This window comes from Bacillus sp. FJAT-22090 (assembly GCF_007676755.1).
Classification (GTDB): Bacteria; Bacillota; Bacilli; order Bacillales_A; family Planococcaceae; genus Psychrobacillus.
Genome location: NZ_VEBK01000003.1, coordinates 16,635 through 32,834 on the forward strand (window position 1 = coordinate 16,635; position 16,200 = coordinate 32,834).

The window sequence follows — 16,200 nt, forward strand, 5'->3', positions numbered from 1 at the left end:
CATCCCCCTATTGTATTATTTAATTGTCTATTTGTGCGCGTTGCAATTTCCCGCTAAAGTCCACGTAAATACTTTTCCATTCGGTATAAACGTCCAGCGCTGCTACCCCAGAATCTCGATGTCCATTCCCAGTTCCTTTTGTCCCACCAAACGGTAAGTGAATTTCAGCCCCTGTAGTGCCAGCATTGACATAAACAATTCCTGTATCTAAATCACGCTGAGCCCGGAAAATTTTATTGACATCTTGAGAGAAAATAGAGCTAGAAAGACCAAATTTCACACCATTATTCACTTCAATTGCCTCTTCTAGTGAACTCACTTCTATTAATGACACAACTGGTCCAAAAATTTCCTCTTGCGCAATGCGCATAGTCGGAGTTACATCTGTGAAAAGGGTTGGCTCATAATAATTGCCTTTTGCTAAATTACCCTCTTCTAATATATTTCCTCCAACAAGGAGTTTAGCACCTTCTTCTTGTCCTATTTTTGTATAAGCATGGATTTTTTCAAGTGCTTGTTTATTTATAACTGGTCCGATTTTAACTGATTCATCTAAACCATCCCCAATTGTTAACTTGTCCATTTGTTCAAGTAGCATGTTCTCTAACTCACTCTTTACATCTTTATGCACAATAACTCGACTACATGCCGTACAACGTTGACCTGCTGTGCCAAATGCACTCCATAATATTCCCTCCACTGCAAGAGACAAATCGGCGTCATCCATTACAATGACTGCATTCTTGCCACCCATCTCCAGGGACACTTTCTTTAAATGTCGTCCTCCCAGCTCCGCTACTTTACTTCCTGTATCTGTTGAACCTGTAAATGAAATCACTTTTACATCTGGATGTTCGATCATCGCCGTCCCAACATCTGTTCCAGAACCAAACACTATATTTGCAACCCCTGGCGGCAATCCGACCTCTTCGAATATTTTTGCCATTTCATAGGCCATCATTGGTGTTTCAGTTGCTGGTTTCCATATGAACGCATTTCCTGCAACTATAGCCGGGAATGACTTCCATGTTGCAATCGCCACTGGGAAGTTCCAAGGAGTTATCAGTCCTACAACCCCAATTGGAGCACGAACACTCATAGCAAATTTATCCGCAAGCTCTGAAGGAGTCGTTTCCCCAAAAAGACGTCGACCTTCACCAGCCATATAAAAGGCCATATCTATTCCCTCTTGGACTTCCCCTCGTCCTTCCTCAATCACTTTTCCCATTTCTTTTGTTAAAACTTGGGCAAGATGCTCCTTCTTTTCTTTCATCAATCTGCCAATTTCATATAAATAATCTGCCCTTTTTGGAGCCGGTACAAGTGCCCATTTTTTTTGTGCCTTCACTGCCGCAGCAACGGCTAGTGCCACATCTTCTTTTGTAGACATTCTAACTTCCGCTAGCTGCTCACCGTTTGCTGGATTTAAAACTTTAGTGTACTTCTCTTCCCCGGATTCTTGCCATTTTCCATCAATAAAATTAGTAAGTCTCATTTGTTCAACCTCTTTCTATTTAGATGAAAACGTTTTCTATACTAATACATTCTATAATCCCTATAAAATCCCTTTAATATTTTTTAAAAAGTAACAATTTTCTGTACGAAACTTTTCCTTTTATTTTTCGTATAAATAATTAACGAAAATCAAGGAGGAAGATAAATATGAACAATCATGAAATTGACTACAAATTATACGGAGACGATATGCAATTTGTAGAAGTCGAATTAGATCCCCAAGAAACAGTAGTTGCAGAAGCAGGTAGCTTAATGATGATGGAAGAAGGCATTTCAATGGAAACCATTTTTGGCGATGGTTCAAGTAGTTCTAGCGGCAGCGGAATTATGGGAAAATTAATGGGCGCAGGTAAACGTATGTTAACTGGAGAAAGTTTATTCATGACTACCTTTACTAATACAGGCAGTGGAAAAAGGCATGTTTACTTCGCATCTCCGTATCCAGGCAAGATTATCCCTATGGACTTAAGTAAATATCGCGGCAAAATTATTTGTCAAAAAGATGCATTTTTAGCTGCAGCAAAAGGGGTTTCAGTTGGAATTGAGTTTCAACGTAAACTAGGCACAGGCTTTTTTGGTGGAGAGGGTTTCATCATGCAAAAATTAGAAGGTGACGGTTTAGCTTTCGTTCATGCAGGAGGTACAATTCATCGCAAAAGCCTACAAGTAGGGGAAGTTTTAAGAGTGGATACAGGATGTTTAGTGGCGATGACATCTGACGTGGACTACAATATCGAAATGGTAAAAGGCGTAAAAACCGCATTATTCGGTGGCGAAGGTCTATTCTTCGCTACTCTTCGTGGCCCAGGCACCGTTTGGATTCAATCCTTGCCATTTAGCCGTTTAGCGAGCAGAGTCTTCGCAGCGGCTCCTCAAACTCCAGGTGGCGGTTCAAAGGGAGAAGGAAGTATAGCGGGCGGGCTATTCGACCTATTAGGAGGGAAATAATACAGGAAAGAAGGTACAAGTTCAATCACTTGTACCTTTTGTTATGTATACGAAGGTAATGTTGTCCGTTCGTTAAATGCTTAGTTGTTTTGCTTCTTGGTTATTCGTCTTTGGCGGATTTTGTAATTTCTATTTGCATTCAATAACTCTTTACGTTCAAAAAAGTCTATATAATCCTCGCTCTATTTTAGTATTTCTAGTACTTAAATATTCTATTATTCTACTTTTTCCTCCAAATTGTTTACGATTTATTGACACTTCCTTCATATACTACTAGAAAGAACAATTATTTTTTATTTTCTTGTTAATTTTTGTTCTTTAGTATACAAAAGGAGGTGTTTATGATGAAATCTTCTTTAGGTATTTGGATTGGCTTGTTAGGGGTTGTACTGGCAATCGTTGGATTCTTCTATTATCCATTATGGTTTGGTGGTGCAGCAGTAGTTTTAGGTTTGTTCGGCTTAACGTTCCCTCAAAAATTCCTAGCTTGGGCTTCCATTGTACTTGGGGCAATTGCATTCTTTCTTCCAATGTTACAATAACTGATTTATATAAACGAGGCATGTACGGATCCATTACCGCACATGCCTTTTTTAATAATTTGCGAGCCTTCTGCAATCTCATCACTTAGAGCTAAACACTTCCCCTTCTAGTAAAGGTCCTTATTCATTTATATCGTTAAAAGTTAGTCCCGCTACTTTTGCTGGTCCCCAAAAAGTCGTTTGGGATAATATAGTGGCCATCTCTTCTGGTGACTTATCCATTCCACTTTTTAACCAATATTGAATGACACCCAGATGTGCAGAACTTACATAAGCAGTTAAATAGTCAAGCGGCACAATCATATTGTCTTTATTATTGAACTGATAAAACTTTTGAAACATCTTATTTTTTATCACTTCCTTTAGCTTAGCCTGGAAAGAGGGGTCTCCGTTCGGTCCCAAAATTACACGCATAAATGCAGAGTTCTCTTCTAAGTATTCAAATAGCTTTACAGTAAAAGGGAGGGGTATATGTATTTGTTTTTTGTTTAGTTCCTCACTATTTATTTCAGTCCATGCTTCTTCCGCAATTCTATCCAGTTTTTCAAAAACCTCCTCTTCGCTTTGTTCCAATAAGTCATACTTGTCTTTGTAGTGCAGATAGAAGGTACCTCTATTTATATCCGCTTTTTCTGTTAAATCACTTACCGTTATTGCTTCAAATCCTTTTTCCTCCATCAATTGTGTGAATGCATCTCGTATTACCTTTCTTGTTTTAGTAATTCTTCTATCTACTTTTTTCTGATCCATATCCTTCTCTCCTCAAATTTTCTATCGTTACTGAACAATATGCTTCACTTTGTTTATTAGCGAACGCAAAACTCACATTTGATTATTGTTATTTTATTCACCTTATACTAATATACATTGAGAGCATTAATCAACACTATGTTCATTAAGGAAAGGAGCTTTACGATGAACTTTTTTAAAAATAAATTAACCTTTATTTCACCAATAGTAGTGATAGCTGTATTATTCATTTTTTCGTTGACACTTATCCCTTCTATTAGTCCTTCACCAAAGGATATGCCCGTTGCAATTGTCAATGAAGATACAGGTATAACACTTCCGAATAATACCGAGTTAAAGATGGGAAGCACCATTTCAGAAAATATCCGTTCTCAGGCTATAGCTAAACAAGATACACCAATAAAATGGATTGAAGTAAACAACTTAAAAGAAGTACAAAAAGGCCTTGATGAAAAGAAATACTATGCTGCCTTAGTAATTCCTAAGGATTTCTCTAAGAATCAAGCTTCTCTTCAAACATTAGCACCTATTTCACCTGAAATAAAAATTTTAGTGAATCAGGGTCTTAATCCAACAGCTGCCAATTTGGCAAGCCAAATGCTTAATGGAATTGTAGATGGAGTAAATACTAATATTCGAACACAGATCTTGGAAGGATTTAAAATGCAGGGAAATACAATTACGACAGAGCAAGCTGCTCTACTTGTATCTCCAATTATAAAAAAGGTTATCAACGTCAATGAAATTGGAACAAAAAGTGCTAACGGCAATGCACCAATTTCCATGTTCCAACCTCTTTGGATGGGTAGCATTGCTGGAGCAGTTATCATTTTCTTCTCGTTTAACAAGAGTAAGTTTAGCAGTCGCAAGAATAAATTAACGGGAATTTCCATACAAGTATTAATGGGTATGATACTTGCTCTGATTGCAGGATTCGGACTAACCTTCCTCGCAAATTCGATGCTCGGGTTAGACATCCCAAAATTGGGCGATACAGGATTGTTCTTATCCCTAACTTACTTTACATTCTTTTTAATGATTTCAGCGGTACTCATGTGGTTAGGAATCAAAGGTTTGCCAATCTTCATTCTTATGCTCTTTTTCGGAGCACCACTACTTGCGATGCCTCCTGAGTTTTTATCTCCGTTCTATCGCAATTGGATTTACTCATGGCTACCGATGCGCCAAATGATTGAAGGACTTCGGGAACTATTTTTCTTTGGTAAAGGATTCGGTTGGAGTCACTCCGCTCAAATGCTAACTTGGATCGCACTTGGAAGTCTTATTGTGCTCCTCTGCTCTTCATTAAAAAAAGGAAAACATGAAGGTGCAGATGAATTTCATAGTGAGGCATAACAACGGAATATATAGCAAATAAAGAAGCCAGAAAGCCATATCCCAACAGAAGCAACAATCAAAAACGCAAGAAGAAAATGTAGTTAATTTCTTCTTGCGTTTTATCAATTTAAATTTGCTTCGCTTGAACAACCAGTCTGAATTGGTTCGATCTTTCAGGGTAACATGTAATCAAAGATATCAACGTAATACCTTTTTGCCTTTTTACTATACCCACGTTTTCTGGTTTTACAACAATTATATCGAATACTTCATAATGTAGAGTCTCTGAGATAGTTTCCAGCGAAAATTTATCACCTATTTGCAGCTCGTCCAGCCTATTGAAAAATTGTCCAAACACATGGGATTGATGTCCTGCAATTGCAGCAGACCCATTAAGAGTTCCCGGTTCATCCAGACCATCAATAGTTCCTAAAGACTTATTCAATTTTGCTGGAGTGGCTCCCCTCACAACAGGGGCTTTCAAGTCAATTGAATCGATACGCAAAATTCCTGTCACTTCATTTGCAGCTTCACTGGATAGATTCGGTGCAATATTAGTGGAGAATCCACCCATCATTTTGCTTGTAGCAGCCTCTGTTTTTATACCAGCAAAGGATTGAATCAATTGGTCTTGATGCTGTTTGTTTTTCAACATTCCGTCTGCTATAAAGATTAATATCGAAATAGCTATCAAAATTAATATATTTCCGATGAGCTTTTTCATTATGATATGCCTGCCTCCCCTAAGCGAATTTTCGAATCGTCAACCCGCTAGCAAGAAGACTTAAAGCTAATAACATTAGCAACATACCATCAAAAAAACCACCAGTTTTCGGAAGCATGGAAGCGTTTTGCATTCCATTTCCATTAAAGGAAACATCATTTAGATTGCCAAGCATACCTATTTCTTCTTCATCCGTATTGGTAGTCTCTGCATTTGTGTTAACCTCGACAATTTCTTCCATACTTTCGTTTGTATTGGGGTTGGCGTTTGTATTAATACTTACAATTGTATTTTCGTCTTCATAAACACTGATGTCTTCATTTACTACTTCTCCAGGAGTTTCATTTTCATTAGATGCTTCTCCTGTATTTTCTTCCATCTCTTCAAATGAACTTTCTAAGGATTTTTCAGAGCCATTAGATATAGTAGTAGGCTGAGCTGCGACAAATTCCTCGCTCTCCAAAATTGATATATTCGTGTTTGGTATTAAATCATTAGCTACCCCTAACGAAACACCATGTCGTTTGCGAGAAGAACCATCACTATTTGTTTGAAAATTATTTGTCAGAATATCGATAGTTAAATCATCTAACGGATCAGACACCAAATCTAACTGCAATACGCCTCTATTACGATATTGCTCATCCATATCGTACATTTCGTGAGAGTCCAGTATTCCTACATGCATTTGATCCGCAATCGCAAATTGTTCGCCCACTAATTCCACTACCCCACTATCAGATGTATGCGTACTTCCACTCAGAGTGGATCGTGTTAGCAATACATTAGCCGATAAATCTTCCACTAAACCATCTACAGTCTCAAGAGATGCAACAGATGAGCTAGTTTGATATAATCCGTCTTCCATAAAATCACTTGTTGGCAAGACATGAAGTTCCAAATCACCTAGTAAGGAATTGGCACCTTCATCTTCTGCTGTTACAGTTAGAAAACTTGAACTTTCTGTATAGCCTTCCTGAACAGTTGATGCATTATTTTCTAAAACTCCTACATGAACTGTTTCTACAATCGGGACATTTGAAAGTTCCAAATCTAGACCTTCTTCCATGTCCATTGTTTCTTGTGATGTACCATTCTTCACCATAAACTTTTTATCTGCAAGTACATCTAGTTCTAGTTGTTCAGCAATAATGTTTGGAGCGAGCTCCGTAACAACTACGGAACTTTCGTTTGAATACGCAGTATTTGTTGCCATTTCCTCTTGTCCTAGCACTTCAATAGTCAGATCATCGGCGATTACTGAATCATCCGCTTTGAGATCTACTACGGAATTTTCGTTTGAATACGCAGTGTCTGTTGCCATTTCTTCTTGTCCTAGCACTTCAATAGTTAGATCATCAGCGATTATTGGATCTTCCGCTGTGAGATCTACTAGGGAACTTTCGTTTGAATACGCAGCGCCTGTTGCCATTTCCCCTTGTCCTAGCACCTCAATAGTTAAATCTTCGGCGATTACTGGATCTTCAGCTGTGAGATTTACTATGGAACTTTCGTTTGAATAAGCAGTGTCTGTTGCCATTTCTTCTTGTCCTAGCACTTCAATAGTTAGATCTTCGGCGATTACTGGATCTTCCGCTGTGAGATCTACTACGGAACTTTCGTTTGAATACGCAGTGTCTGTTGTCATTTCTTCTTGTCCTAGTACTTCAATAGTTAGATCATCAGCGATTATTGAATCTTCCGCTGTGAGATTTACTACGGAACTTTCGTTTGAATACGCAGTATCTGTTGCCATTTCCTCTTGTCCTAGCACCTCAATAGTTAGATCATCAGCGATTATTGGATCTCCCGCTGTGAGATCTACTACCGCTTTTTCACTTGATACAGGTGACTCTGTCAGTGAAAGTACATCGGCTTCTATATTACCAACTTCCTCATCTTCCACGATTACATTTACAAGTTTTTCTTTCATGTTTCCTTCGTCGACACTATTTTGCATGTCATTTGCGTCCGGAATCTCTATGTCAATATGGTCAACTCCAAGCAAACCATTTACTTCAACATCCAAAATAGTCGCTTTCTCCGGTTCATTATCCAATACATTTACCTCAATTTGTTGAACCGGGTTAGAATCGTGCTCCTCTGCTGCTGCCAAAGAGGGTGTTAGTAATATCAATACCAAAAAACCAAGTACCATCCAAGTAAAATTTAAGCTAATAGTTTTCATTATGATTCTCTCCTTTTTATTTTGATTTACATCAAGTATAAAAAGGAGTATTTTCTGGTGGCTTCCTCAAAGGTGTATGAATCCACTGGATAATAGCATAATGGTTCTTGTGATACCATTTTTTCCGTATCAATTCCTTCATCGGCTCCTGCGAAGGTAGTAAAGCAAATAAACTATCTCCACTTTGCACCATAACTGAACTCGATGAAGAACTTGGAGAGCTAGTGGAAGTTGTCACAATCGGTGTCACAATAACATTTTTCTTTTGTTTTTCAGGAATTGGAGGTAAAATAGTCGGGATTTTTGTTGTTTTTATTATTTCCTTTTTATTTGCTTTTTCTATTGCTTTATATTCCTGTTTCACTTGTAAAACCTTTACTACTTCTTGTTCTGTATTAGCTAAATCCTTTTCCACTTTAAGCAGATTTATTTGTGGAGACTCTTTTACCCCCTTTACTATCTCTTCCTCTACTATCTCTTCGGATAGAGCTGGTTCGATAGTTGCCTCTTGTACTACTTCTTCACTTTTTTCCACAAGAGGTGTTTTATCAGTTTTCCTTGGTTCTTTCAATTTCTTTGTCGACCCTGTAATGATAAGCTCTTGGTGAGGTAAAGGTACATCTTCTTGATCGATTACAGTTAACACGGTACCGGTACCTTCTTCGACTGTTTCTTGTACTTTATTTGTAACCTTTTTCACACTATTGTTTACTTCAGTTAAAACGGGGGTAACAATAGGTACTTCTGGAACAGATTCAATTGTTTCCTCTAAAATACTCGTTACTTCCGAAACAATAAATTCAGTAGTTGGAGGAAGTTCTTTAACTGCGTTCTCAACTACTGTATTTGTCTGCTCTTCGACTTCTATCACTATTCCTACAGCTGGTTCAACGACGTTGAATACATCTCCTAATGCTTCAGCTGGAATTGTATTATTTAATGTAGAATGTACCCCTTCTGTAACGGTTTCCGTGTTTTCCATTAGACGGGTAATCGAATCACTTAGATAGCCTCTTTTTTCATTATTCAATTCTTCTCCTTGAGCTTGATAAGGTAACATAAACAATGCACTTACACCTATTAAAAGGACTAACCATCCTTTACTCATCTTCTCACCTCCTACCAGCGCATATATTTACTGATAATTCTGTTTCATTACTCTACTACCCTATTTTTAGAATTTTAAATCATTAAGAAGGAACTCAAATTCATGGGATGTTTGTAAGATTAATAGGCGGGTAAACAAATACTGTACGTTAATATGTGAAGGAGGACTACGAAATGGAAAATATGTATGAACACCAAACAGATGACGTTGTACAAGAGACTGGAGATTATACATGCGAGGAAGGCATCACTAAAACATTATATAAAGGCGATAAATTTCCATCCTGCCCACAAACAGAAGTGGCCACTAATTGGAAACACGCTGAGGGGCATAAACATAAAACTGGCGAAACTGTACCTGAAGCCGGAACTTATGTAGATACTAACGGACATGAAATGCCTTATGTAAAAGGGGATGTTTTTCTAACTTCTCCAAAAACAGGAGAGGAAATAGAATGGCGACATGGCGGGAAATAATGTGAATCATAAAACCTCAGAAAAGTGAGTACAATCCTATTCACTTTTCTAAGGTTTTTTATTTTGTAGTAATTTCCCAAGTAGGTCTCATGGCTTGGGCTCATGGGGTCACGCGACGCACTTTTCTTTTATATTATAATCCTAAGTTTTTAGAAATAATTACTTTCATAATTTCATTTGTTCCTGCATAAATCGAAGCGACTGGGATATCTCGATATCTTCTAGCAATTTTATATTCTTCCATATATCCATAGCCACCGTGCAATTGCATACATTCGTTAGAAATTTCCCGGGCAGTTTCCGTCAACCAATACTTCGCCATAGAAACTTTCGTCACCACGTCTTTCCCTGCAAGATGGTCCTCGATAAGTGATTCAAGAAACGACTTTCCTAACTCCACCTTTGTAGCCATTTCAGCAATTTTAAATTGTGTATTTTGGAAAGATGATACGGGCTTTCCAAATGTTTTACGTGACTTTACATAATTCATTGTCATTTCTAGCATATCCTCTGATGCAATTTGTGCTGAAATTGCCACGACTAGTCTTTCCTGCTGTAACTTCTCCATTAAATAACGGAAACCTTGCCCTTCTTCGCCAAGAAGATTGCCAGCTGGTACTCGACAATCCTCAAAGTACAATTCAGCTGTATCTTGTGCATGAAGTCCGACTTTATCTAGTTTCCGACCTTTTGTAAAACCAGAGGTGCCTTCCTCGACTACAATCAAACTAATCCCTTTATACTTTGGTTCACTTTGAGGATTTGTTTTTACAACAACTAGAAATAAGTTTCCATTAATACCATTCGTAATGAATGTCTTTTGACCATTTAACACAAAATGATCTCCATCACGAATAGCGGTCGTTTGAACATTTGCTAAATCAGATCCTGTACCGGGCTCGGTCATTGCAATAGCCGTTATCGTATCACCCGTTACACAATTCGGTAACCAGCGCTCCTTTTGTTCTCTCGTACCAAAAGATTCAATATACGGTACTACAATATCGTTATGCAATCCAACACCCACTAAACTAGTGCCCACTCTTTCCAGTTCTTCTGAAATTATTACGTTAAAACTAAAGTCTAGATTAAGACCGCCGTATGCCTCATCTACTTGCGGACATAGATAGCCCATTCCGCCAAGTTTTTTCCAAAACTCAATCGGTATTAACCGGTCTTTTTCCCAAGTTTCATAGTATGGCTCGGCTTCTTTTTGAAGAAATTTTCGAAGCGATTCTCTAAATATCTCATGCTCTTTTGTTTCGAATTTATATCTCGCCATTTTCTCCCCTCCCCTTATTCTATTCGCTCAATAATAGTAGCGTTTGCCATTCCCATTCCTTCGCAAATAGCAAGCAACCCATAACGACCTCCTGTACGTTCTAATCTATTCATCATACTTACTAATAGCTTCGTCCCAGTTGCTCCTAGTGGATGACCCAGTGCAATCGCCCCTCCATCTGGATTAAGCTTTTCAGGATCCGCTCCTGTTTCTTTCAACCAAGCTAATGGAACTTGTGCAAATGCTTCATTCACTTCATACGTATCCATATCATTTATAGTTAAGCCTGCTTTATAAAGTACCTTTTTTGTCGCTTCAATTGGTCCTGTTAACATAAGTGTCGGATCTGATCCCGTCACACTTCTCGCAACAATCCGCGCTTTCGGCTTCAACCCTAGTTCCTTTGCTCTTTCACTAGACATTAGTAGAACAGCAGAAGCACCATCACTCATCTGGCTTGCATTACCTGCTGTAATCGTTCCATTTTCATCAAAAACAGTCTTCAATCCACCTAACACTTCCATTGTAGAACCTGCACGAGGCCCCTCATCTGTTTTAAAGCTACTTATTGTGCCATCGTCAAGTTGCACATCTACTGGTACGATTTCATTTATATAATGTCCTTTTTCAATTGCCTCAAATGCTTTTCTATGACTTTCAGCAGAGTATTGATCAAGCTCTTCCCGTGTCAAATTCCACTTTTGTACCATACGTTCCGAAGATAATCCTTGATTGATAATCTCGTATTTTTCTGTCAGCTTCGCACTCGGTTGAGCCTCTCGTATATTCGAAAACATTGGCTCTCGAGTCATACTTTCTACACCACCAGCGATAACAATATCCATGTCACCAGAAGCAATTGCTTGAGAAGCAAAGTGGACTGCTTGTTGGCTCGACCCACATTGACGATCAATCGTCACCCCGGGAACATGAATAGGAAACCCGGCAATCAATGCTGCCGTTCTGGCGATATTACTAGCCTGTTCACCTGATTGGGTCACGCAGCCCAAAATAACGTCCTCAATAGCTGCTTTATCTACTCCTGCACGTTTCACGAGTTCATTGAGCACAAGTGCGGCCAAATCATCGGGTCTATAATTAGATAATAATCCTTTCCTGCGACCAACCGCAGTTCTTACTCCTTCTACAATTACTACCTCTGTCATTTTATGTCCACCCTTCGTAACTATTTCTATTTGTACAACTCTCGCAATTGGTACTTCAGTATTTTTCCAGATGCATTACGAGGTAGTATGTCTGTGTATAAAAATTTTCTTGGTATTTTATAGCCAGCTAGCTTTGTACGGCAAAAATGTTGCAATTCATCCTCATCAATCGTTTCTCCTTCTTTAGAAACAAGAATTGCTCCAACAACTTCTCCCCACTTTTCATCTGGAAGCCCAATAGTTGCCGCTTCAAGTATTTGAGGGTGACTATTCAATACTTGCTCCACTTCCACAGAATAGACATTTTCCCCACCCGAGATAATCATATCTTTTTTGCGATCAACAATTGTTATAAATCCTTCTTCATCTATCGTTGCAAGATCTCCAGTTAATAGCCAACCATCTGAAAAAGTCTTTTGAGTCTCCTCAGGTTTACGATAATACTCTTTCATAATGGTTTCGCCTTTAATGATAAATTCTCCTGTCTCTCCAGGTTTAATATCTTCCATATATTCATTTACAACACGTACATTCGTTAAAAACATTGCTTTTCCACCTGCACCTAGCTTTTCCTTATGAAACCTCGGTTCTAAATAAGTACCACCTGGACCTGCCTCTGTTAAACCACATAAGTTGTAAAACTGGTCTGTACCAAACAACTCCATCGATTTTTCAACAAGTGCTGGTGCCATTGGGGCAGCTCCGTACATACATGTTTTTATAGAAGACAAATCATAGTCTTGTGCTTTCGGTACTTGGAGTAGCGCGTTATACATAGCAGGTACTCCAAAGAAGAAAGTAGGCTTAAAGGATTCAATATCTTCAAGCACCCTCACTGGATGAAAATCTCGGTGGATAACACTAGATGCCCCTAGCATTATTGTAGTTAAACAAAATAAGTTCAACTGTGCTGAATGGAAAAGTGGAGCAAGATGAAGCATACGGTCATTTTTCGTCAATTCCACCCCCATAATAAATGACGTATTCACATTGATAATTCGTTGATGATCAAATAATGCTCCTTTTGGTTTTCCAGTCGTTCCAGACGTATATAAAATCTCGGCATCATCCGTATTCATAACTAGTACCCGTGGCTCTGAACCATTTTCACTTTTTATATTTTCCCACGATAGATTTCCATCAATAGTTTGAGTTGGATGAACGATTACTTGCTGTACATTGCTACCACTTGTTTTTGCCTCCGATACTACTTTCTCAAATTCTGCATCACAAATAATTGCTACACTTTCGGATTGTTCTAAAATGTATGCAGTTTCAACAGCAGTCAATCTAAAGTTAATTGGGACTGCCACAAAACCCGATTTCATCAAAGCATAGAATGCAATAACAAAGTGATCTGAGTTTTTCATAAAAATAGCAATTTTATCTCCTTTTTTGTGACCGAGTCCAAGTAATCCATGTGCAATTCTATTAACCTCTTTATTTAAATCTTTATATGAGTAAACTCTTCCTTCGCAAGATATAGCCATTTTTTCCGGATGACGATTTGCATTCATAGTGAGTGATGTGCTTATGTTCATCTTTTATCTCCTCCAGTTTATAAATATAATTTGAAAAGGTGCCATAACATCCACTTCTCCACTTATCTCGGAGCCATTCTAATACCACCATCTAATCGGATAACTTCTCCGTTCATATACTCATTTTCTATCATAAATGTTACGAGTGATGCATATTCGGAAGGCAGTCCTAAACGTTTAGGAAACTCGACCATTGTCTCTAATTTTTCTATTAGTTTCTCAGAAAGAGATGCTGCCATCGGTGTACGGAATAGACCTGGGGCTATTGTATTAATTCGAATTCCAAAAGAGGATAAATCACGCGCTATCGGTAATGTCATTCCTGCTACCCCCGCTTTACTTGCTCCATAAGCGGCTTGCCCCATTTGACCATCGAAAGCAGCGACTGATGCTGTATTAATGATAATTCCTCTTTCTCCGGAATTAGTTAAAGGCTCATTTTTTTCCATTTCATGGGCAGCTAATCGTAGTACATTAAATGTACCAATCAAATTAATATCAATTACTTTCTTAAAATTTTCTAACGGCATCGCTCCGCCCCGACCAATTGTCTTTTGTGGTGTGCTTACACCTGCACAATTAATGCAAATGTGAATAGCACCGAATTTCTCCATCGTGTTTTCAATTGCGGACTGAACAGATGCTTCATCAGACACATCGACAATGGTGTAGGCTACATTTTCACCAAGCTCCTCACAAACTTTTTTTGCAATAGCTTCATTGAGATCATAAATAACTACCTTTGCTCCTTTTTCAACTAAACTTACCACTGTGCCAAGCCCTAACCCCGAAGCTCCTCCTGTAACGATCGCTACTTTACCTTTTATATCCAAATTTATTCACTCCTATATATAGTTTTTTAATACCCCTTGAAAACTGGTTTACGTTTTTCCGTAAAAGCAGATAGTCCTTCATGCTTTACAGAGTAATTTTCTAAAAGGGATTTCAATAATTCCAAATGAAAAATAACGACCATCTTTCGTTTCATAAACATTGACTCTATGTTAACTTTTGATCAAATGTAGACTTACTATAGTTCAATTAGAACTCTATCTCCCACAGATTTAAGGGACACTATATTTAAGAGAAAGAATCATGCCACTTTATCTTTTGTTAATATATGTGCTGTATAAAATGTTTAGTAAGGATATATATTTGTTATAATTATTTTAGACTATTCTAAAAATTTCATCAAATAGATATTTTGTAATGAAGGTTCAAGATTCTATGAAAGACTTTCCAAGAGCCTTTTAGGAGATCATTGATTTTTTCATATGCAGTTGAATCATTGAAAACATTTTGTTAGGACATTTCGGCAACAGGATTTATGGCGTTAAAACAGAGAAAAAATAATGAAAGAAAAGATAGAATTGAATGGTTATAGCTTATTTGTTCAAAGCTATCCGCTTGTGAAAAAAAATGAATTAGTCAGTTGCGTGGTAATTATGGGTGGCTGGACGAACTTGGAAAGGATTGCAAGTGAGCTACGCTTTTCAAAAGAATGGGAGGAAAAGTTAATATCTGTTATTGAACTGTCTGTGATGGATTCATACTTGTCATTCAAAAAGAGGAAATTACAATGGTGAATAGTGGTTTTTGCCACTTATTTAAGATGCAAGAAAATGAACTTTTAGGAAAATCCATTTTACATACTCATCCTGAATTAGGCTTAAAAGAGGTATTATTCACAGGCGTTAAGCTGACCAATTCAACGAAATTGATTGGCGATACGCAATGTCTTTTGACTATACTGTCCATAAATATGATGAACATTATAGAAGGTTGTCTCATAAGCAAAAAACTACTTAAGAGACAACCTCCTTATTTTATTAGTATGGCTTTAGATTTTATTAACGAATAGTTTTTAATGCACTACTCCATGCAAGAACTTGGTCGAGCATTGTGTTAGCGTTAGATTCATGGTAATCCGCTGGTTTGAAGACACTCATGTTTTCAAAATCAGACATTAAAGAAAAGGTGACAGCAGTACGAACATCGGCCACTTGAAGTTCCCCTAAAATCAAACGCATATTTTCATGCGCACGGGCACCACCTAAACTGCCATATCCTACAAATCCAGCCGCTTTGTTATTCAATTCCGGGTTTAAGTAATCCAAAGCGTTCTTAAGCGCGCCACCAATAGCATGATTATATTCTGGAGTTACAAAAATATACCCATCAAATGCTGCCATTTTGTCCGACCATGCCTTAATTGCCCTATTTGCTTCTTCTTGTCTTTCTACAGCAAGCTCTTCCCCTAGGAAAGGTAATTTATAGTTTGCTAGATCTACTAATTCATATTCAGCATCATTGCGTTTAGCTGCAAAGTCATACATCCAGTTAGCTACAGCTTCTGCATTACGCCCTTGACGAACACTTCCTATTACAATACCGATTTTTAGTTTTTCTACTGTCATTTCTAATACCTCCTGAGTAGTTTTACCAAATAGTTTGTCTAACAACCCTATAATCCAATCCACAACCCTCTTCTACTAAATTGAAGTGCCTCACAAGATAAATACGAGTTATTGGCAGAGGTTTGCGTCAATCTATTGGCTCATATAGTTCTTTTTCCATTATCTCCGTTAAGTCCTTTTCTTAAACGAAGATAAGTGTACAGGT

The 16,200-nt window shown here is 37.9% G+C and carries 17 protein-coding genes; 6 read left to right on the forward strand and 11 right to left on the reverse strand.

From position 1 onward, the window contains the following. Positions 1-19: 19 nt before the first annotated feature. The gene (locus FS486_RS05050) at positions 20-1,495 is read right to left on the reverse strand and encodes an aldehyde dehydrogenase family protein (RefSeq protein ID WP_144510242.1); all 1,476 of its coding nucleotides are present in this window, start codon (positions 1,493-1,495) and stop codon (positions 20-22) included. 167 nt (positions 1,496-1,662) lie between these two features. Here FS486_RS05050 and FS486_RS05055 point away from each other — a divergent pair, with 167 nt between their 5' ends. Both FS486_RS05055 and FS486_RS05060 read left to right on the forward strand, forming a co-directional pair. Then, the gene (locus tag FS486_RS05055; protein ID WP_144510243.1) at positions 1,663-2,463 is read left to right on the forward strand and encodes a TIGR00266 family protein; all 801 of its coding nucleotides are present in this window, start codon (positions 1,663-1,665) and stop codon (positions 2,461-2,463) included. Between the two features lie 344 nt (positions 2,464-2,807). Further along, a complete protein-coding gene (locus FS486_RS05060; protein WP_144510597.1) occupies positions 2,808-3,005 on the forward strand; it encodes a C4-dicarboxylate ABC transporter in 198 nt (65 codons plus the stop codon). Positions 3,006-3,125: 120 nt separating this feature from the next. Here FS486_RS05060 and FS486_RS05065 read toward each other — a convergent pair whose 3' ends face one another. After that, the gene (locus FS486_RS05065; protein ID WP_144510244.1) at positions 3,126-3,755 is read right to left on the reverse strand and encodes a TetR/AcrR family transcriptional regulator; all 630 of its coding nucleotides are present in this window, start codon (positions 3,753-3,755) and stop codon (positions 3,126-3,128) included. Between the two features lie 165 nt (positions 3,756-3,920). Between FS486_RS05065 and FS486_RS05070 the strand changes: the two genes are divergently transcribed. Next, positions 3,921-5,111 (forward strand): YhgE/Pip domain-containing protein, encoded by a 1,191-nt coding sequence (locus FS486_RS05070; protein WP_144510245.1) that lies wholly within the window; start codon positions 3,921-3,923, stop codon positions 5,109-5,111. A gap of 109 nt (positions 5,112-5,220) precedes the next feature. On the opposite strand, the gene FS486_RS05075 is transcribed toward FS486_RS05070, so the two are convergent. The 3 genes from FS486_RS05075 to FS486_RS05085 are packed head-to-tail and all read right to left on the reverse strand — an operon-like array spanning position 5,221 to position 9,113. Next, positions 5,221-5,817, reverse strand: coding sequence for a class D sortase (locus FS486_RS05075; RefSeq protein WP_144510246.1), 597 nt, complete (start codon positions 5,815-5,817; stop codon positions 5,221-5,223). A 19-nt stretch (positions 5,818-5,836) separates the two neighbouring features. Then, positions 5,837-8,005, reverse strand: a complete 2,169-nt coding sequence (locus FS486_RS05080) for a hypothetical protein (protein ID WP_144510247.1) — start codon at positions 8,003-8,005, stop codon at positions 5,837-5,839. 31 nt (positions 8,006-8,036) lie between these two features. After that, positions 8,037-9,113 (reverse strand): hypothetical protein, encoded by a 1,077-nt coding sequence (locus FS486_RS05085; protein WP_144510248.1) that lies wholly within the window; start codon positions 9,111-9,113, stop codon positions 8,037-8,039. Between the two features lie 173 nt (positions 9,114-9,286). On the opposite strand from FS486_RS05085, the gene FS486_RS05090 reads away from it, so the two are divergent. Next, positions 9,287-9,589, forward strand: coding sequence for a hypothetical protein (locus FS486_RS05090; protein WP_144510249.1), 303 nt, complete (start codon positions 9,287-9,289; stop codon positions 9,587-9,589). A 133-nt stretch (positions 9,590-9,722) separates the two neighbouring features. Here the strand turns inward: FS486_RS05090 and FS486_RS05095 are convergent, their stop codons facing one another. The 5 genes from FS486_RS05095 to FS486_RS20410 form a co-directional block, all read right to left on the reverse strand. After that, entirely contained in the window at positions 9,723-10,871 is a 1,149-nt protein-coding gene (locus tag FS486_RS05095) for an acyl-CoA dehydrogenase family protein (RefSeq protein ID WP_144510250.1), read from the reverse strand. 14 nt (positions 10,872-10,885) lie between these two features. Next, on the reverse strand, positions 10,886-12,037 hold the full coding sequence (locus FS486_RS05100; protein WP_144510251.1) for a thiolase family protein: 1,152 nt from the start codon (positions 12,035-12,037) through the stop codon (positions 10,886-10,888). 26 nt (positions 12,038-12,063) lie between these two features. Next, a complete protein-coding gene (locus tag FS486_RS05105) occupies positions 12,064-13,578 on the reverse strand; it encodes a class I adenylate-forming enzyme family protein (RefSeq protein ID WP_144510252.1) in 1,515 nt (504 codons plus the stop codon). 62 nt (positions 13,579-13,640) lie between these two features. Next, on the reverse strand, positions 13,641-14,411 hold the full coding sequence (locus FS486_RS05110; protein WP_144510253.1) for a 3-hydroxyacyl-CoA dehydrogenase: 771 nt from the start codon (positions 14,409-14,411) through the stop codon (positions 13,641-13,643). A 26-nt stretch (positions 14,412-14,437) separates the two neighbouring features. Then, positions 14,438-14,566: a hypothetical protein gene (locus FS486_RS20410; protein ID WP_260858024.1), complete on the reverse strand. Its 129-nt coding sequence runs from the start codon at positions 14,564-14,566 to the stop codon at positions 14,438-14,440. Between the two features lie 364 nt (positions 14,567-14,930). Here FS486_RS20410 and FS486_RS05115 point away from each other — a divergent pair, with 364 nt between their 5' ends. Together FS486_RS05115 and FS486_RS05120 are read left to right on the forward strand one after the other, a co-directional pair. After that, positions 14,931-15,164 carry a hypothetical protein gene (locus FS486_RS05115; RefSeq protein ID WP_144510254.1) on the forward strand — a complete coding sequence of 78 codons (234 nt, stop codon included), beginning with the start codon at positions 14,931-14,933 and terminating at the stop codon, positions 15,162-15,164. Beyond that, on the forward strand, positions 15,158-15,439 hold the full coding sequence (locus FS486_RS05120; RefSeq protein ID WP_144510255.1) for a hypothetical protein: 282 nt from the start codon (positions 15,158-15,160) through the stop codon (positions 15,437-15,439). Before FS486_RS05115 ends, FS486_RS05120 begins: the two co-directional genes overlap by 7 nt. Here FS486_RS05120 and FS486_RS05125 read toward each other — a convergent pair. After that, on the reverse strand, positions 15,429-15,995 hold the full coding sequence (locus FS486_RS05125) for an NADPH-dependent FMN reductase (RefSeq protein WP_186321366.1): 567 nt from the start codon (positions 15,993-15,995) through the stop codon (positions 15,429-15,431). The two genes, FS486_RS05120 and FS486_RS05125, sit on opposite strands and share 11 nt — an antisense overlap. Positions 15,996-16,200 lie beyond the last annotated feature (205 nt).